The sequence below is a fragment of the Peptoniphilus sp. genome, assembly GCF_022767005.1.
GTDB lineage: Bacteria > Bacillota > Clostridia > Tissierellales > Peptoniphilaceae > Peptoniphilus_A.
The window spans coordinates 1-18,880 of the sequence record NZ_JALEOV010000051.1 but is presented as its reverse complement, the minus strand read 5'-3'; the positions used below and the strand labels follow the sequence as shown (position 1 = coordinate 18,880).

The following is an 18,880-nucleotide window of genomic DNA, read 5'->3' as shown; positions in this document are numbered from 1 at the left end:
ATTTAATACAAATATTATTGATGCTATGGCTGCTGTAAGTTTAATAAATGACCTTATGTCTTTTTCACGATTGGTATCAACCTCTTGACTTGTTGTAATATTGAATCTGTCTTCAGGAGAAATTTTTTCTCTAATAATAGTCTCTATATATTTCTTTGCCTCATTAATCTTAGAATCTTCAACTTTCATATTTAATTTAAATGGATAATTCTTATATTTTTCATCTTTTGATTTTTCCATAAGATTAAAGTATGTGTCAAAATCAGTATAAATATTTACATCAAAAGGCAAGACCCTAGATTTATATTTCCCTAAATCTTCAATTGTTTTTGCAATTTTAATATTCCTTTTATAATCATTTGAAAAACTTATATCAAGGCTTGTAGGATTTTCAAAATATTTAATCATTTTAGCTTTTCTTATTGGTACACTAGAATCTTCTTGAATCCTATTGTATAGTATAAATTCTCCCCTATTTCCCCCAAGTTCTTTAAAGTCACTTTCTTCCAATGCAATTATGAAACCATCTATACCTTCTGCTTTATGTTTTTTTATATTTTTTTCAACTTCTTGATCTAAATTTGCCTTTTTAGCTTCACTAGAAAATTCTTTATTATTTTTAACATTAACATGTTTTTCTTTGCTTATATAGGCTTTTTTATTAGGAATTTCGTAAACAATATCTTTTAAAACTTTTGGAATTTCTTTTTTTTCACTAAAATAGTCAACTGAAATATTATATTCAGTATCATAGGAATTAAAATCTGTGTAATAATTTGCAATACCTATTACAATTATAAATACAGAAATAATAATTATACCTATAGCAGAAATATATCTTTGTGATTTTATTGAAGCCATGTTATTAAGTTTTAGCTCTTGCCATAAGTTTTTCGCCCTTTTTTTCTTGGATTTAGAAAAATCAATATTACCTCTAATTCCATCAATTATATTAATTTTAGAAATTTTTTTAGAAGGTGATTTTATAGCAAATGCTACAATTATAAAGGATACTAAAAGTATTGCTAAACTTAATAGCGGGTTAAACTTGACCACTTCAAAACTACTTACTCCATTTCCTCTTTGGATGTTTTTATAAAGATTATATATAAAGTAAAAACCAGATAAGTGACCTAAAAGTATTGGAAATATAGCTATTAGTAATCCTTCTTTTAAAAGCAGTAAATAAATTTGTGAATTTGTCGATCCTATGGATTTATATATAGAAAGATCTCTTATTTTTCTAAGTCCCCAAACCCAAAAAATATTTTTTATAAAAAATATAAATAAGACTATGCATCCAAGAATCGACAATACAATAACTGCTTTACTCATAATATTTTGTGAAGGTTCATCTTCAACTCCGTAATAACTTATCAGGCTTTCTGAAAATTTTAAATCTACATTTCTGCCAAGTTTGTTATTTATTTTCTCTTGAATTTTAGCCCTATTTTTATAAGCTTCTTCAAAGGAATTAAACTTTATAAATGTTCTAAACTTAGTCATATTTTCTTGCAATCCAAGAGCAAAATTTAATCTACTATACTTATTGTATACATCTCCATAAATACCTACTATTGTATAACTTTTAATAGAAGTGACTTTAAATTTATCCCTACCTGTATTTGGACTTGTCGGTTCTATCTCTTCGCCATTTAAAAATCTTTTGCCTAGTTCAAGTTCTATTCTATCGCCTAGTTTAAGCTTATTTTTATTTATAAAGCTTTCTGACAATACTATTTCATCTTTGCTTTCAGCAAATCTTCCTTTTTGAAGTCTTGAAAATTCTCTCATTTTATTAATCGCTTCATCTTGATAATTAATGACTATTAAATCATTATTAAGTTTTGCATTATCAGAATCAAGGGAAATTTTACCAATTAATTTAATATCATTAATTGACTTTAGCTTTTCAACATCTTCATTTGATAATTTATTTTTAATTTCAGCATGATTAAAATTAGATGACATAATATTTCTATAATTAGCTTGTTTATTTGTATAACCATAATAAAAAACTACTGTAAAAAATAAACTTACAATAAATAGTGAGATAAAAATAGGAAAGTTTTTCTTATTCATTTATTTCATCTCCTACTATTTTGCCATCGACTATTGTAATGATACGGTCTGCCTGCAAAGCTATTTCTTCATCATGAGTGATTAAAATAATGGTTTGTTTTAAGGTTTTATTAAAATATTTAAAAATCTCTATTATTTCTTTAGAATTTTTCCTATCTAAATTTCCTGTGGGCTCGTCTGCTAGAATTATTGATGGACTATATATTAAACTTCTAGCTATGGCTACTCTTTGTTGTTGACCTCCTGATAGTTCACTTGGAAAGCTTTCTAACTTATTTTCTATTCCAAGTTTTCTGACAATATCTAGGAATTCATCTTGATTTATTTTTCTTTTATCGAGCTTTAGCGGAAGTTCTATATTATGTCTAACTGTTAAATTTGGTATCAAATTATAGAATTGATAAATTAAGCCTACTTTTCTTCTCCTAAAATAAGCTAATTCTTTTGATGAATACTTTGAAATATCATTTCCATCAATATATACTTTGCCATCATCAGGACTATCTACTCCACCTATGATATGTAAAAGTGTGGATTTTCCCGACCCGCTTGGTCCTACGATTGCGACGAATTCGCCTCGTTCAATTGTTAAGTCAATACCATCTAAGGCTACGACCTTATTATTTTCCTCTCCATATTCTTTTCTTAAATTTTCAACTTTTAATATTTCCATACTTGCCTCCTTCTATAAACTTGTGGCAAGTGTATAAAATTAAAGTGATTTTTAGGTGACATTATAAAATTTAATTTCAAAACTTGCACCATCTTCAGTATTTCTTGCAGAAATTTCTCCATTGTTTTTTTCTACAATAGTTTTTACCATGGCAAGTCCTATCCCAAATCCATTAGAGTCTGGTGTTTTATAAAATCTTTTAAATATTTTCGTCATATTTTCTTTTTCTATTCCTCCACCATTATCTGAAATTACTAAACTTGTATAAAGAGGATTTTTTGATGAGCTTATGGCAATTTTATTACAAGCCATTCTATTATTAGCATTTTTTAAGATATTTATAAGAGCTTCTGCTAACCAATAAAAATCGCCACAAATTATATTTTCCTTTAATGTATCATCAATTTCTAATGTAATATTTTTCTTTAAAGTAAAACTATCCAAAGCATAGTCAACTAATTCCTGCAAGCTGAATTTCTCGTTTTTCATCATATCCTTATTTGCATCTAAACTCGAAAGTTTTAATAAAATATCAGTAAGAGAATTTAATCTTAGAATTTGTCTTTTTAAGATCCTTATATTTTCATTTTTAGGATAGTCTATTTCCAAGTTTTCTATGGAAAAAAGCATTGATGTGATAGGAGTTTTTATTTGGTGAGCAATATCTTCTAAATATTCAATTTGTTTTTCGCTATTTTTATTAATTATCTCTTTTGCCTCTACTATTTCTATAAATATCTTGTAAATTTTATCTTCTAAAATCGAAAAATCATCTTGCTTCATCGGAATTTTATAGTCCTGATTTTTCATATTGTCAATTAAGTTTATAATTTCATTAATTCTCTTTTTCTTTTTATTTTCTAAGATATAATAAAGAAATAAAAGACTAATTGCCCAAAATAAATATACCATCTTAATATCTCCTATATCCAATTTCTCTAAATATTGTTACAGATTAAAATAGATTTTTTCTTAAATATTAATCCAATATCTTCTTGTTATAACATTTCCTCTCAATAAACTATTTTTCACTTTATTTTCCAAAATTCCACCATTAGTTTCTATAATTTTTATTGATCCAATATTATCATCATCACATGTAATCAAAACCTTATTTAGATTCAATGTTTCTTTGCAATAGATAAGTGCCATAGAGAGCATTTTTGTTCCATATCCCTTAAAACATTCAGAATGTCGAATTTCATATCCTATATTTCCACCATAATTAATTAAAAAAGAATTTAATTCATGCCTAATATTAATTTCACCAATAAATTTTTCTTTGTCTATCAGCCAAAATGCAGTTGCTCTAACATAATTTATAGGCAAGTTTATACCATGTTCAAAATTATAAGAACGCTCTATGATTGTCTCGGGTTCACTAAAAATCATTTCAGCATTTGGTCTAAATAACTCATCTTCTTCAATTGCTTCAATATAACTTTGGATAAATTTCCTATGTGGTCTAATTAATTTCATAAGTTCTCCTATAATATATACTGTAAAAAATTATCTATAAAAATTATAAATTTCAATCCATTCTGTATCCTATTCCCCTAACAGTTGTTATTACTTCCTTATTCAACTTTTCCCTTATTCTTTTGATAGTTGATGTTAGAGTATTGTCATTGACAAACTTATCCCTGTCTTCCCAAAACATTTCTAAAAGTTGACTTCTAGTATAGACTCTGTGAGGATTTTTGATAAATAATAAAAGAATCTCATATTCAAGGGCTGTTAATTCTACTAGTTCTTTTTTAAAGTAGACCTCTGATTTAATTAAATCTATTTTTATGTCTTTATATGTAATAGATTCATCTTCAGCTAAGACAATAGTTCTAAGTACAGCATCAATTCTTGCTCTAAGAATAGCTAAAGAAAAGGGCTTGACTAAATAATCATCCGCCCCTTGATCTAGCGAGGCAATAATAAAGTCTTCATCATTTTTTACTGTAGTAACTATTACTCTTATATCCTTTTTCTTTAGTTTTTTTATTAAATGATGACCATCTTTATCTGGAAGATTAATATCTAAAAGAGCTACATCTACATCAACATTCATATTATAGATTGCTTCGTAATATGAAGATGCGATATTCACAGCATAGCCCTCATTTGTTAAATATTTTTTCATTTGTAAAGCAATTTCTCTATTATCCTCTATAATTAAAATACGTTTCACTACTTACTCCTCTTACTTTAGGAATTAATTCTATCTATATAATATAAATTGTGCTTAATTATTTATTCTACAATCCTTGAATAATATTAATTATAACTTATATTATAAACAGACTCTATATAGAAAAATTAGCCTCGTAAAATTTATTTTAATTTAAAATGTTTTTAAAAAATTATTTTATTTATTTTTTATTGTACTTTTCACTTAAATCCAATAAAAATTTTTGCATTGATCTTTTCTTAAATTTCTATAAATTTAATATCTTTAAATTACATTTATTATTACAAAATAAAAAAATAGCAACTACTTTTGTAGATGCTAATGAATATTAAGGATATTTATTTTTTTGCTATAAAAGCTAATTGCCTTTTCTTGTCCAAATGATATTCACAAATAAATCCTATTTGCGATAAAATTCTTGTTAAATATTCAGGTGAATATACTTCAAAATTCAGCATATCCGCCCATTTTTTAATGTTTTTTTGTTCTCTAAATGCACCTTCATTGCAAATTAAAAATTGCCCCTCATCTTTTAATACACGGTAGATTTCTTTGAAACAATCCTCAATGTTATTCCAAAAATATATGGTTTCAAAAGCAGTAACTATATCTATGGACTTTTCTTTAAAAGGGATTTTTTGTACATTTCCTTCAATGATTTTGCATCTTCCAGCTTTTATTGCATCTTTATTTAGAAAGCTTGCCATTTCTACACTTGCTTTTGAATAATCAATTCCATAGACTTTATATGCCCTTGTCAAAAAATACTCTATATTGCGGCCACCACCGCATCCTAAATCTAAGATGATATCCTCTTTATCAATTTGTAAAAAACTTCTTCCCCATTTTGCCAATCTTTCATGACCTTTGTTCATGCTTTTTAACATAAATCTACCAGCAAAACTATCTTTTGGTTTAATAACATTCTCAAAGAAACCTTTAAACATTACACTCTTCTACTTATAAAGGATATTTTTTATTTAAGATATTTCTTATAAAAATAATCTTCACCATGTATACTTCCGTGGATTACTTCTTGAAGTTTGTATCCATATTTTTCATAAAGACCCTTATGTTGTGTAACAATATAGACCTTATCATAGCCTAATTTTCTAGCCTTATTCTCTAAAAATAAAATCATTTTTTCTGATAATCTATTTCCTCTAGCTTTAGGATCAACATAAATCATAGCAATCCAAGGCTTAAGTCCTGGTTTTCTTATATAATCTTCTTTAACTAAAGCTCCAAAAGCTAGTGGACTGTCATCTTCTAAATAAAAGAAAAGCCCACCATCTTCGCCAAATTTTTCTTCATATTTTCCATCTTTAATATTCTTGGCAGTTAAAGGTCCTGGTTTCCACTCTGCATTTTCTAAAAACTTTAATAATTTTTCTTTGTCTTCACTATATTTATACTCGATAAATTCCATAGTATCTTCCCTTCTTAAATTTATATTATATAATATACCCTTTCCAATAAAAATTAATATGATATCCAAAATATCTATTTTTTATCAATAAGTACAGTTCTCTTAGTCTTGCTTCATTTGTATAAATTTCTTCAGTATTATTTGAAGATTTTGTACTTTGTATTTTAGCAACATCTGTCATTTCCCATAAAACATCTGTATAATTTTATACATAAAGTTCCTGTTTCCATTTATATTAATGAATTTTTGCAATATTATGGTATATATTAACAAGTCAAGTAAAGATAATTCAATAAACTTTAAATAGTTAAATTTTCTAAAAAAATTGTGTCTTATTTTTCATAGTCCATTTATCATATTTGGATATAGCAAAAAAGAAGTCCAAACAAAACAAGTGAAGGACTTATCTTTTAATTTTGCATCATTAAGATTTTCTATATTCACTTGGAGTCATATTATACTCCCTAAAAAATAGCCTATTGAAATATGAAGGTTGGTTAAAGCCTGTGTTCAATGCAATTTCTGATATGGACTGCTCTGTATCCTTTAACTTTTCCGATGCCACCTTTAATCTGTAAAGATTTAGAAAGTCAACGGGACTTCTTTGAGCGTACTTGTTGAATATATTTATTGCCTTTGACTTGCTTACATTGCCCATACTTGCAATATTCTCCAAAGTCAATTTATTCATATAATTTGTGTAGATGAAGTCACACATCTTTCTAAATAAAAAATTGTCTTGACTTACAGTTTTTTTATTTTTTGAGCTTTCATAGTAGATAAATACTTTTTGCATAAAAAAATGAACCATGCCTACTATTCCAAGCTCATATCCTACTGGTTTTTTGGTAACAAAGTCATAAATGGATTCAAAAATATTTCTAATGGCCTCTGTTTTATAGTCTTCTTTTTTCAAAATAATATGAGAAAATCTCTCGTCATTTATGAGCTTTTCAATGTATTTTCTGTAAATTTTTTCGTTTCTTGTAAAAAACTCCCTAGATATTTCATATCTTTTTATATATAAATCCTTGTCATCAGTCATAAGATTATGAATGGCTCTACTATTTACAATGCAAATGTCGCCTTCTTCAAGACTATATTTTTCACCTGCGACCAAACAGTATGCTCTACCCCTTATAACATCAATAGCTTCAATATTGTCATGCCAATGGGATATTTTGTCCCTTACACTATGAATCAAAGCTTCCCCTGTAATTATTTCTATCATGATTTTCACCTTAAAATAATATTGTATTAGTTTTAGCTTCTAAAGTACTATTATATCGTAATTATTTACATTATAATACTATCACAAGGCAAGAAACTCTACAAGACCTTGCCAGAATTTTTAAATATAGGAGGTAAAAAATGAGAAGTATAACTAGTTTTAATTTACAGTACGCACACAGGTTCTATGGTTTTGGTGGTGAAGCAGCGTATCTTCATGGGCATTCAGGAACTCTTACAATTGAAGTTGAAGACTCTGTAAACATGGGAGTTAACATGGTGTTTCCATGTAATGAAATCAAGAAGATCGCTTGGGATGTAATGAAGAATTTCGACCACGCATTAATCCTTAGAGAAGATGATCCTCTTCTACCTGCTATTTTAGATGTCTATGAAAAACAAGGCATCAAAGATGGAACACCTACAAATACCATGAAGGGAGAAGCTTTTAAAACAGAATTAGCAACAGCTTATCCTGACTGTAGACTTGTCGTTACAAAGGAAACTATAACAACAGAAGGAATGATTAAGGTAGTTCATGAACTATTAAAAGACAAGCTAAACATTGCCAAGATCACTTTTACAAGCGGAGACAATGCAGCTTCAGAAACTTATGAAGTAAGTGGAATCAAGGACAGATGTCCAGTATGCGGCATCCTTTTAGAAGACGGCAAATGTCCAAAATGCGGATACAGAAAATAACAAAGTAAAGTATTGTGTTAAACGGTACTTAAGATCGGGATATTTTACAAATACTATTACAATACTTTTGATGGTATTTGTGTCACTGACAGTTTTTACTTTAAAACAACTTTTATCCATAATTGAGGATAAAAGTTGTTTTAATTTTTAGATATTATTCAATATTTATAACTTTTGCTTATTCCAATGTGTTTACCATCCTAATATAATTAAATTCATAAATGTGTACAAAGAGGTTCGTTGAATAAAACGCTAATATTTTCCCCCTTCTTAACTTGTCGTCACTGGGTGTATATTTCAAAAACTTCTAAATCAATTTTAACCTTTATTCTATTTCCTTGACATCAATGCTATACACTCAACGTGTGTTGAGTGGTCGGTATGGTTATTATTTGAGATTTTTCAAAAAATTTGTATGTGGGAATCAATCTAAACTTAAAATCGAAAAATTATTTAAACTAGCATTTATAAATTTTAAATTAAATCAAAGCGAAATAATACTTTGACACCTGGATAAGTGTTTTCAATTAAAATACTTCCTCCTAAAATTTCCGCTATTTGTTTTGATATAAATAATCCCATTCCATGAGTTGTCACATGACTTATATCCGATTTTTGAACTTTCTCTATTAATTCTTCTTCTATTCCTTGACCTTCATCTTCAATGGAAATTAATATCTTATCATTCAAAGAGTAAGCTGATACCTTAATTATTCCATCTGTATAGGTTAATGAATTCTTCAATACATTTTCTACCATTCTATAAAATAAATTATTATCCATATTTATTTTTGCGTTCTTTAGCTCATTGTCAAAAATTATTTCTCTATCAGGAAATTCATTTAATTTTTCAACTATTAATTTTCTAAGTATAGGTACAGGGTCTGCTATGGTAAATTTATCTTTACTAAGTGAACTAATACTCATTGTCAGATTTAAATCTTCTATTATATTGGAGATTTTTAGTACTTGATCTTGAATTTTCATGATTTCTTCTAAATTTTTATCTTCTTTTATTTCATTTAGCCCCCAAGCTATTTTTGCAAGAGGTGTTCTTATATCATGACTAATTCCCCTAATCCACTTTGCTTGTGTTGATTTCAAGTCGTGATACTTCATATTTGCATCATTTATTGTTTTGGATAGATCTGAAAGTTCGCCAACTTCTTCTAACGGATCAAAGTCTTCTTCATAAAGCTCTTCTATTGATTTTTGTACAGGGTCTAACTTTTTAAAGATATTTTTTACATCTATTTTATACATTAAGTATACTAAAAACAAAAATATCAGTAAAAAGAGAGCTGATAACTTTAGATTAAAGTTAAAATTTTTATAATCCACAAAATTTATTGGAAACTTGTCAAAGGAATTTTTTGGATAGCCAAATACTATTAATCCGTCTCCTAATATATAAGTAAAGACTGGATAGTCATTTAAGTAATACCTAGTAAATCTTGCTATATCTGTAATCTCAAATTTATCTTTTACCACATTTGGTTTATTAAAGCTTTCAATTACTTCTCCATTTTTATTAATCCTAATTGCCCAAATCTTTCTCTCTTCTAAATATTTTTTATTTTTTTCGTTTAAAAGTATTTCGCTTTTATTTTTGTCTACAAAATCAAATACTTCATTGGGATAAGGATTATTAGCTCTACTCTTATAGCTAACATAAAGTATACTTAACAACATTAATACAAGAACAAATAATAACAAAATAATTCGAACAACAATTTTTGTAAATCTTTTTAAAATATAATTAAGCATTTAAACATCCTCATCAGAAACTAATTTATAACCTAAACCCTTTAGTGTTACTAAAATTTTTGGATTTTTGGGGTCTTCTTCTAATTTTTCTCGTATTCGGTAAATATGGGTAATTAGTGTATTCTCATAGCCGTAAGTTTCTCCCCATACTTCATCTAATATTTGATTAATTGATACAATTTTGTTCAAATTGTTTGCCAAAAGATCTAAAATTTGAAATTGCTTAGCAGTTAAATTTTCTTCCTTATTATTTCTAATTAACATTGCCCTTTCTTTATCAAAGATAACTTTACCTAACTTTATTCTACTCTCTGACATTGAGCCTAAACTTCTTCTAAGAACTGCCTCTATTCTCCATAGAAGGTCTTCAGGCAAAAATGGTTTTACAATATAATCATCTGCCCTATTTCCAAAACCTTCTCTTTTATCTTCAATTCCATCTAAAGCTGATAAAATTATTACAGGTACTCTTGATTTTTTTCTGATTTTCTTTAATAATTCAAAGCCACTTCCATCTGGCAACATTAAGTCCAAGATGATAAGATCCAAGTTGTTATTGATGATTTTAAATTCAGCTTCTGCTAAATTTTTTGCAGTTAGAACTTTTTTGTATCCCTTACTTACTAAGTATTTATATAAGCTTTCCAATAAATCCTTGTCATCATCAATTATTAAAATAATCTGTTCTCTATTTTCAATCATATTAGTTCTCCTTTTATTTTATTATATAATAACTTTCTTAATTCTCTAGTCAATATCACTCAATATTTCAATTTGTGATGTAAAAGTGATCTTGCTGAAATTATATCTTTATTTTTAATTGCTAAAATACTTTTAAGGAAGGTGAAATATTATGAATAACATACTAAAGGTTGAAAACTTGAAAAAATTTTATGCAAGTGATTGTGTGTTGGATATTGAAAATCTTGAAATAGAAGAAAGTTCTATTTATGGTTTGATTGGACCTAATGGCGCCGGCAAATCTACATTGATGAAACTAATTTTAGGTCTTGTAAAAAAAGATTCTGGAAAAATTTTCCTATTTGGAAAAGAATTAAATAAAAAAAATCAAAAAGAGTTCAATAGAGTCCTTGGAGCTTTAATAGAAAATCCATCTTTTTACGAACATCTCACAGGGTACGAAAATTTAGAAATTATTTGTATGCTCAAAAATATAAGTAAAAATGAAATCACAAGAACATTAGAACTTGTGGGACTTACAAATGCTGCAAATAAAAAAGCTAAAGAATACTCGCTTGGAATGAAACAAAGACTTGGGATTGCTATCGCTTTAATTGGACATCCCAAAATGTTAATTCTGGATGAACCTATTAATGGACTAGATCCACAGGGGATAGAGGAAATGAGAAATCTATTTAATAATATTGTGACGAATTCTTCCGCTAGCATTTTAATTTCATCTCATATCCTAGACGAAATAGAAAAAATATCTACCCATATTGGGATATTAAAAAGTGGAAAATTAATTTATAATGGAAAGCTTTCTGATTATAGAATGATTCATCCTCCATTTATCTCCATTGAAACATCTGATAATATTAAAACCGCTTCCCTATTAAATATTTCTCAGAAAAATGTTAAAAATAAAAAACTAATCCTTGGAAAAAAATCTAATGATGAAATTGGAAAAATTGTTCATTATCTACACGGAAAAGTAGACATCTATCGAATCGAAGAAGAAAGGGAAAGCCTTGAAAAGCTATTTATAGCAGAAACCAAAGGAGTTAAATAATGAAAAATTTAGAAAGTAAAAAAAATAAAAAGCTAGGAATAAATTTTTTATTGTTTATAATTTTTGCATCTCAAACCTTGATTCCAGTAGGAGTTACTTTTTCCAGAACTGCATTAAATTCTGCATATTTTTTATATGAGCTTTTAGATGCATATTTTTTTATTAGCTTATTGGTCAATCCAATTTTGATATCTTCATTGGCTAAAAAAGTAATTGAAATTGAAGAGAAAAACAATATGTGGCAATTACAAATTCGCTTGGGAGAAAAAGTTACAGATATTTTATTAAATAAATTTAAAAATTTATCTTCTAAATTACTATTACTGCAGATTATTCAATGGATACTCCTAATTGTTCTTTCAGAAAAATCAAAATATTTTGTTTTTAATATGGACGTTATAATTAGACTTTTGCTTTTATTTATAGCAATCTTGTTTATCAATTTATTTTTCCTTGCTCTATTTATGATCCTTGAAATGAAGACAAAAAAAGTTTATCTTACTTCTTTTTTGTCAATTATTGGAGCATTATCCGGAATCATATGTATGCTAACATCTCGATTGCTAAGCTATATAAATCCTTTTGCTTGGATTTCTTGCCTAATGAATATATCTTATATCAAAGAAGGAGATAAATTTATAAAAATATTAAATCCATTACAATATTATATCCCAATAATAGCACTCTTATTTTTAGTAATCAGTATATTTTACATGAAGAACATGAAAAAATTCCTTTTAGAAAAAGAATAAGGAGGACAAAATGTTAATATTAGAATTAAAGAAAACAAAATTTTTGAACTTATTGTTGGCATCAATTATAATACCATTACTTGCCAATATTTTTGGATTAATAAACTATCTTAATAACATTGAAATACTACGCTTTGAATGGAAAAGTCTTTGGACGCAAGTAACTTTGTTTTACTTTTCATTTTTCTTTATACCTCTTATAGCAATAGTCGTAGCAAGTCTATGGTCCGTAGAGCATAAGACTAATCTAAAATTAATACGAATTAGCCCAATAAAGAATATATCCTTTATAATATCTAAGGGAATTTTATCTTTACTTATAATTGCTTTGACACAGATGTATTTTCTACTTTTATTTTATCTTGAAGGAAAGTTTATTTGTCACTTTTCTGATACAGATTTTGGAATTTACATTTACTATATAAGTCTTAGTATTGTACTTTCAATTCCTATGATTTTTGTTTTTCAATTTTTAGCAATAAAAATAAAATCGCTGGGCATAATAGTTCTTTTATCGACTTTTACATCAATACTAGGCTTTGCTTTAACCACACAAAATATATTTACTCTCTTAGCAAAGGTCATGGGTCTTAACTACCTCTCTCTAGAGCTGAATAATGGAAGGTTTATTAATACACAAACTTTGACTTTATTATTTGCATTTGCTATTGTAGAGATAATTGTATTCTCCTATCTTGCAAACAAATCGTTAAAGTATGAAAAGTAAATATGTAAATGATAGACTAAAAATTGATGGGTGAAGCATACAAATGCATCACCCAATTTTTGCGATAAAAGCTATTTTAATATCGCTTAATATAAGTAGAAGTCTGAAATAGATGATCTATACTCTATTCCTTGACATCAATGCGACACACTCCACATGAGCGGTATTAGGAAATAAATTTACTAATGCTATTTTTTTAACTTTGTATACTTCTTTTAAAGATTTTAAGTCTCTTGCTTGTGTTGCCGGGTTACATGAGATATACACTAAGCTTTCAACTGGGTTTTCTTTCAAAAAATTCACTAATTTATCATCTAGTCCTTTTCGCGGTGGATCCACTATTATTTTATTTGGTGAAATTTTTTCTTCTCTATAAATTTTTTCTATTGTTTCTTCAGCTGCGCCTTTTATAAATCTAGCTTCTATATTATTATTTTCTGCATTAATTCTTGCATCATCTACGGCACTTTCTACAATTTCTATTCCTATTACTTTTGTAAGCTTTTTTGCAATTGATATTGATATTGAACCAACTCCGCAATATAAATCGTAAATTTTATCTTCTGCTTTAGGATCTAAGTATTCTATGGCTTTTTCATATAATTTTTCCGTTGCCAATCTATTTATTTGAAAAAAGGATTCTGGAGAAATTCTATAATTTATGTCTAATAATTTTTCTTCGATGAAATCTTCACCATAAATTTTTTCAAATTCTCTTGAATAATGAAATTTATCTCCTGTATTGTAATTTAGATAAATTGATTTTACTCCCACATCAATTAATTCTGGAAGTATATCTTTTATTTCAACTTTGGCACCTTTTGTTACTAGTATTAAAAGAACTTCTCCCTTAAAGTTTGTCCTTATTCCAATTCTCTTTAGTTCTCTTAATTTTTTGAATCGCCACATTATCTTTAATACTTCATTGGCTATATCTTTTTGCATTATACAATTTTTTATAGCAACTATGTCCTTAGAATTTTTTGCATAAAGACCTATGATGCTATCTCGAACTTGAAACTGCATATTATTTCTGTAATGAGTTTTTTCAGGCGAATCAATTACTTCTTGAACTTTTATATCTAATCCTGCAATTTTGTTTAGATTTTTATTTATATCTTTTTCTTTCCACTTTAATTCTTTTTCGTCAGAATAATTTAAAAAGTCACAACCTCCGCAATCTTTAAAATAAGGACAGGGGCTATTTACTCTGTCCTTGGATTTTTTTATTATTTTTTGAATTTCTCCCTTGCAGAAATTTTTCTTTTTCTTAGTTACGAGAAATTCAACCTCATCTCCAATTACTCCACCATCTAAAAATACTGGAAGTCCATCAACTTTTGTCATTCCAAGTCCTTTGAAGTCAAAGTCAATTATTTCTCTTATAAATTTATTTTCTTCCATGTCTCAACTCTATTTTTGTATCATAAATATTTATAAGTCGATTTTTATAAAGATGTCCCACTGCTCTCTTGTATGCTTTTTTGCTAAGTCCTGTCAAATCTTTTATAATTTCTGGATTAGATTTATCGCCAAGTTCAAGAACTCCACCATTGTCTTCTAAAAGTTCTAAAATTAAATCTGCATCGGCATCAATTTGCTTATATGCTTTTTCCCTTAAAGTCAATGTTATAAATCCAGTTTGTAAAATTCTTTGAACTCTAGCTTCTACTTCGTCTCCTATTTTATAAATCCCCTTGATTTCTTCAGCAGGAATCATTCCATCATACTTATTTTCAATTGCAACAAAAGCTCCAGGTCTTCCAATGCTATAAATCGTACCCTTGACTATATCATTTACTTTGTAATTTTCGTTAACTTTAAGTTTGTCTTTAATATTCATTGTAAGTGCAAGTCTATTGCTCTTATCGTGGTATAAATATAAAAGATATTCTTCGCCAACTGTTAATCTTCCATAACTTTCTTTAAAGGGAAGGAAGATGTCCTTTCCAATGCCATTGTCAACAAAGTATCCAATTTTTGCCTTGTCAACTACTTTCAATTTTTTTAAATCGCCAACTTGTGCAAAGGGTTTTTTTAAAGTTGCTTCAAATTCATCGTGAATATTGTAGACAAAAGCTTCAACTTCATCTCCAACTTTTAATTTTTCTCCTTCGCCCTTTGCAAGATTTACTCTGTTATTTTCGTCGTCTGCTAAAACTATTTTTTTATTTATTTTTGACTCAACTTTTAATTTTTGTACTTTTCCTAATTCCATGCTTTCTCCTCTATTATTTCTTTTCCAATTTCTGTGGTTTCATCGTACAAATCATCGATTATTCCATAATCCATATTTTTCAAAACATCTATACCATAATAAATAAAGGAAGGATGCTTTAATAAATTTAAAAATATTTCGTATGCTCTTTTTACTTCAACGAGATTATAATACTTTGTAAGAAGCATTCCAAATTTTACACATTCTTCTACCTTTGAATCTCTCATAAGCAAAATGGAAAGCCCAACTAGTTTTGACTCGTCAAATTCAATTTTTTGTAGCAAAAAAGTCAAAAAATTTCTTTCGGATTCTAGAGCTCTATGTTCTCCAAAAAATTTTTCAAATTCATCAATGGCTTCATTTTTCCTTAGATAATAATCGTCAACAGCTTTGTTTATCTCTCTTGTATTAATTTGATTAATTTCTTTTTCGCCCTTCAAAATAGAAAGTTCATAACTTCCGTCAGATAAATTAAAATCATCAATCTCTTCTAATTTTTGTAAATCAAAATTATTTTCCCAAAGAATTCTATAAATTGACTTTTTCTTCTTAAATCTCTTAAATATTTTCATACTGCTATTTTATCACAACTACAAGTATTTTTATATGTCTTGAATTTTTAATCTAATTTCAATAAAATGATTCACAATATCCTGATAAAACAGTGTTTGTAAAGATAAATAAAATCAAGATTAACTATGAATTGCTACAAATAACTTTTACTTAAAAATTGGAATTATAAAATATTATTAAAATTTTTGATAAAAAAATAAGAGCCTAAGCTCTTATCAATCTTTATCCTTATCATCATCACTATTTGATGTCCCTGTTCCAACAACCACAACTTTATCCTTTGGTAAATAGTAAGATTTTGAAATTTCTTTTTTCTCAATAACTTCGCCATTTTTTATTATTTCTTTATAAGTTTTGTATGAATAACCCTTAGCTCCGCTATCTTTTACAGTGGACTCACCTTCTGGCAATTTATCTGAATAAATTGTGTCAACTCCTGGGCTCACTGTCTCTAAAAGTTTAGGAATAATTTTTATTTCATAATCTCTGTCTGCAGCATTTCCTAAAATTTTAAAATTTAATTTTTCGCCATTAGCTTCTGACAAAATTAAAACAGGATTACTAGTATTATTTTTAAATTTTAAATCCTTATAACCTCTTGCAACTGCAGCATCTGTTCCAAGATCTACATAGTGTATAGGCCTTGAGTGATTATGTCTTTCTATAATTTCAAGATCTGATAATATTAATGAATTATATAAAGTTGTAGATACTTGACAGATTCCTCCACCAATACCGTCTTCATATTCTCCACCAACAATTACGGTTGCGTTTTTGAATCCTGTTTCTGGAGAAATTTCTCCAACAACATTGTTAAAAGAAATTTCATCTCCTGGCTTTAATTTCATATTATTAAATTTTGATGCAGCAAGCTTAATATTTTCTTTTCTATTTTTCGCTGAAGAAGAATAGTCTGTTTCAAAATTACCAAGTTCTTTGTCTATACCTTCGTAATAATTTGAGTAAATCTTTGGCTCAGTTTTATAAACTGGAAGCTCTATTTTTTCTTCATGCAAAATATCTAAATTAATAAGTTTTTTGGCTTCATCAATATCCATGTACCTTCCAATTTCAGATTCTGCAATTTTTACACTTTTATCAGAATTAATAATTGGGTGGGCATCAACTGGTTTTTTAAAAATCTTATTTCCAATATCAATAATTATTTTTTCTCGCTTTGCATTATCTATATTTGATTTTGCAATAAAATTCTTTTTAAATATTGAACTCTTAACTATATCAAAATAATTGTAAAATAAATTTTCACTTCTTCCATAATTAAAGGCAGAGTTTACTGCATCTTGTAAATTTAATTCATAACCAAAATCTCTTAATGGAACAGCTAAATTAATATTATCATAATAAAAATTTACAACTTTATTTTTGATTAATTCATCTGTAACTGTTTTAACCTCTTTTAATGCATCCTCTTTTGATAAATTTGAAACATCTACACCTTCAATTTTTACACCTTTGTGTATATTGGGATTAATATATTCTTGAGTGAAGTACATAACAGACATAAAAATAATCATCAAAATAATTGCAACTATAATTAATATCTTTTTATTAATATTTAGAATTCTTGTTCCTAAATTTTCCATCAACAATCACCCTCGTAATACCTGCAAATTTTATTTATAGTGCAAATTTCACACTTTGGATTTCTTGCAGTACAACATCTTCTCCCATGAAATATAAACAAATGATGAGCCTTAGTCCATCTATTTTTATCAATTTTATTTTGAAGTGCCCTTTCAGTGGCTTCTACATTTTTTTCGTGAACAAAACCAATCCTATTGCTAACTCTAAAAACATGAGTATCAACTGCAATTGCAGGTACACCAAAGGCCGTTGAGGCAACTACATTAGCTGTTTTCTTGCCAACACCGGGTAGTTTCATAAGTTCTTCAATTGTATTGGGAACTTCGCCATTATATTCTTCCAAAATAACACTTGAGCTTGCCTTAATATTTTTTGCCTTATTTCTATAAATTCCACATTCTTTTATAAGTCCTTCAAGTTTTTTTATATCCATATAAGCAAAATCTTTTGGAGTATTATATTTTTTAAACATCTCACTAGTAACTTTATTAACTCTAATATCTGTGCATTGTGCAGATAATATTGTTGCAACTAAAAGTTCATAGGGACTATTATGTTCAAGTTCACAATGTGCATCTGGGTAAGTTTCCTCTAGTATATCTAGGCATTTTTCAGCCTCTTCATGAGTTAAAATATCCTTCATATTCATCCCTTTACAAAATTTCTTTTTCTATATTCATAATTTCAATTTCACTATAACTATTAAAAAAATGTATAATATTTTCCATAGTCTCATCCACAATTTTTTTATCATTGGATACTGTGGCAAATCCTATTACACTTTTTTGCCACTTGTCATTTTCTCCAACTTCAGCAATTGAAATATTAAATCTATTTTTTGACTTCTCGATAATACTTTTTACAACGGATCTCTTTGATTTCAAAGAATTTGCATTATAAATAAATATTTCGCAAGTACATATTCCTATTATCATAATTAAAATTATAACATAAGAAATTAAATTTTTTACTCTGATGTTTAAAATTATTTAATTTTAAAATATTTTAAATTAAGCATTAAATTAAATATAAAAAAGCACCGCAAAGGTGCAATTTTTATACATAATCTATTTTAGAAATTCTTTTATCTGAGCATTATTTCTCTGTCTAATCTTATTTATTTCTCTTCGGTTTTCATATCCCTCGATGATATTTTTCTCTTCTAAAGTTTCTCCAATTATAGCAGG

20 protein-coding genes are annotated in these 18,880 nt (G+C 27.4%); 4 read left to right on the top strand and 16 right to left on the bottom strand.

Translation table 11 applies throughout. From position 1 onward, the window contains the following. The 8 genes from MR285_RS04085 to MR285_RS04050 form a co-directional block, all read right to left on the bottom strand. A partial coding sequence (locus tag MR285_RS04085) for an ABC transporter permease (RefSeq protein WP_293558293.1) occupies positions 1–2,082 on the bottom strand: 2,082 nt, incomplete at its 3' end. After that, positions 2,075–2,755: an ABC transporter ATP-binding protein gene (locus tag MR285_RS04080; RefSeq protein WP_293558291.1), complete on the bottom strand. Its 681-nt coding sequence runs from the start codon at positions 2,753–2,755 to the stop codon at positions 2,075–2,077. The genes MR285_RS04080 and MR285_RS04085, both read right to left, overlap by 8 nt. 51 nt (positions 2,756–2,806) lie before the next feature. Continuing rightward, positions 2,807–3,667 (bottom strand): HAMP domain-containing sensor histidine kinase, encoded by an 861-nt coding sequence (locus MR285_RS04075; protein ID WP_293558289.1) that lies wholly within the window; start codon positions 3,665–3,667, stop codon positions 2,807–2,809. A 60-nt stretch (positions 3,668–3,727) separates the two neighbouring features. Then, on the bottom strand, positions 3,728–4,234 hold the full coding sequence (locus MR285_RS04070) for a GNAT family N-acetyltransferase (protein WP_293558287.1): 507 nt from the start codon (positions 4,232–4,234) through the stop codon (positions 3,728–3,730). 52 nt (positions 4,235–4,286) lie between these two features. Next, positions 4,287–4,937, bottom strand: a complete 651-nt coding sequence (locus MR285_RS04065; RefSeq protein WP_293558285.1) for a response regulator transcription factor — start codon at positions 4,935–4,937, stop codon at positions 4,287–4,289. Positions 4,938–5,275: 338 nt separating this feature from the next. After that, on the bottom strand, positions 5,276–5,884 hold the full coding sequence (locus MR285_RS04060) for a class I SAM-dependent methyltransferase (RefSeq protein WP_293558283.1): 609 nt from the start codon (positions 5,882–5,884) through the stop codon (positions 5,276–5,278). A 29-nt stretch (positions 5,885–5,913) separates the two neighbouring features. After that, positions 5,914–6,366 carry a GNAT family N-acetyltransferase gene (locus MR285_RS04055; protein ID WP_293558281.1) on the bottom strand — a complete coding sequence of 151 codons (453 nt, stop codon included), beginning with the start codon at positions 6,364–6,366 and terminating at the stop codon, positions 5,914–5,916. Positions 6,367–6,790: 424 nt separating this feature from the next. Continuing rightward, on the bottom strand, positions 6,791–7,597 hold the full coding sequence (locus MR285_RS04050; protein ID WP_293558280.1) for a helix-turn-helix domain-containing protein: 807 nt from the start codon (positions 7,595–7,597) through the stop codon (positions 6,791–6,793). Between the two features lie 140 nt (positions 7,598–7,737). On the opposite strand from MR285_RS04050, the gene MR285_RS04045 reads away from it, so the two are divergent. Then, positions 7,738–8,298: a 6-carboxytetrahydropterin synthase gene (locus MR285_RS04045; RefSeq protein WP_293558278.1), complete on the top strand. Its 561-nt coding sequence runs from the start codon at positions 7,738–7,740 to the stop codon at positions 8,296–8,298. Positions 8,299–8,772: 474 nt separating this feature from the next. Here the strand turns inward: MR285_RS04045 and MR285_RS04040 are convergent, their stop codons facing one another. Together MR285_RS04040 and MR285_RS04035 are read right to left on the bottom strand one after the other, a co-directional pair. Further along, positions 8,773–10,065, bottom strand: coding sequence for a HAMP domain-containing sensor histidine kinase (locus MR285_RS04040; protein WP_293558276.1), 1,293 nt, complete (start codon positions 10,063–10,065; stop codon positions 8,773–8,775). Further along, on the bottom strand, positions 10,066–10,767 hold the full coding sequence (locus MR285_RS04035; RefSeq protein ID WP_293558274.1) for a response regulator transcription factor: 702 nt from the start codon (positions 10,765–10,767) through the stop codon (positions 10,066–10,068). Positions 10,768–10,918: 151 nt separating this feature from the next. On the opposite strand from MR285_RS04035, the gene MR285_RS04030 reads away from it, so the two are divergent. From MR285_RS04030 to MR285_RS04020, 3 genes are read left to right on the top strand one after another with little or no spacing between them, the layout of a single operon-like run. Beyond that, entirely contained in the window at positions 10,919–11,818 is a 900-nt protein-coding gene (locus MR285_RS04030; RefSeq protein WP_293558272.1) for an ATP-binding cassette domain-containing protein, read from the top strand. Further along, positions 11,818–12,570 carry a hypothetical protein gene (locus MR285_RS04025; protein WP_293558271.1) on the top strand — a complete coding sequence of 251 codons (753 nt, stop codon included), beginning with the start codon at positions 11,818–11,820 and terminating at the stop codon, positions 12,568–12,570. The genes MR285_RS04030 and MR285_RS04025 overlap by 1 nt, the downstream gene beginning before the upstream one ends. Before the next feature lie 10 nt (positions 12,571–12,580). After that, on the top strand, positions 12,581–13,297 hold the full coding sequence (locus MR285_RS04020) for an ABC transporter permease (protein WP_293558269.1): 717 nt from the start codon (positions 12,581–12,583) through the stop codon (positions 13,295–13,297). A gap of 117 nt (positions 13,298–13,414) precedes the next feature. Here the strand turns inward: MR285_RS04020 and rlmD are convergent, their stop codons facing one another. From rlmD to MR285_RS03990, 6 genes are all read right to left on the bottom strand, one after another. Then, the gene (rlmD, locus tag MR285_RS04015; protein ID WP_293558267.1) at positions 13,415–14,701 is read right to left on the bottom strand and encodes a 23S rRNA (uracil(1939)-C(5))-methyltransferase RlmD; all 1,287 of its coding nucleotides are present in this window, start codon (positions 14,699–14,701) and stop codon (positions 13,415–13,417) included. Beyond that, complete coding sequence (locus MR285_RS04010) at positions 14,688–15,515, bottom strand: S1-like domain-containing RNA-binding protein (RefSeq protein ID WP_293558265.1); 828 nt, start codon at positions 15,513–15,515, stop codon at positions 14,688–14,690. Before MR285_RS04010 ends, rlmD begins: the two co-directional genes overlap by 14 nt. Then, a complete protein-coding gene (locus MR285_RS04005) occupies positions 15,506–16,087 on the bottom strand; it encodes a hypothetical protein (RefSeq protein WP_293558263.1) in 582 nt (193 codons plus the stop codon). The genes MR285_RS04010 and MR285_RS04005 overlap by 10 nt, the downstream gene beginning before the upstream one ends. A 216-nt stretch (positions 16,088–16,303) precedes the next feature. After that, on the bottom strand, positions 16,304–17,692 hold the full coding sequence (locus MR285_RS04000; RefSeq protein ID WP_293558261.1) for a VanW family protein: 1,389 nt from the start codon (positions 17,690–17,692) through the stop codon (positions 16,304–16,306). Next, complete coding sequence (nth, locus tag MR285_RS03995; RefSeq protein ID WP_293558259.1) at positions 17,692–18,336, bottom strand: endonuclease III; 645 nt, start codon at positions 18,334–18,336, stop codon at positions 17,692–17,694. The genes MR285_RS04000 and nth overlap by 1 nt, the downstream gene beginning before the upstream one ends. Before the next feature lie 10 nt (positions 18,337–18,346). Beyond that, positions 18,347–18,628, bottom strand: coding sequence for a DUF503 domain-containing protein (locus MR285_RS03990; RefSeq protein ID WP_293558257.1), 282 nt, complete (start codon positions 18,626–18,628; stop codon positions 18,347–18,349). Positions 18,629–18,880 lie beyond the last annotated feature (252 nt).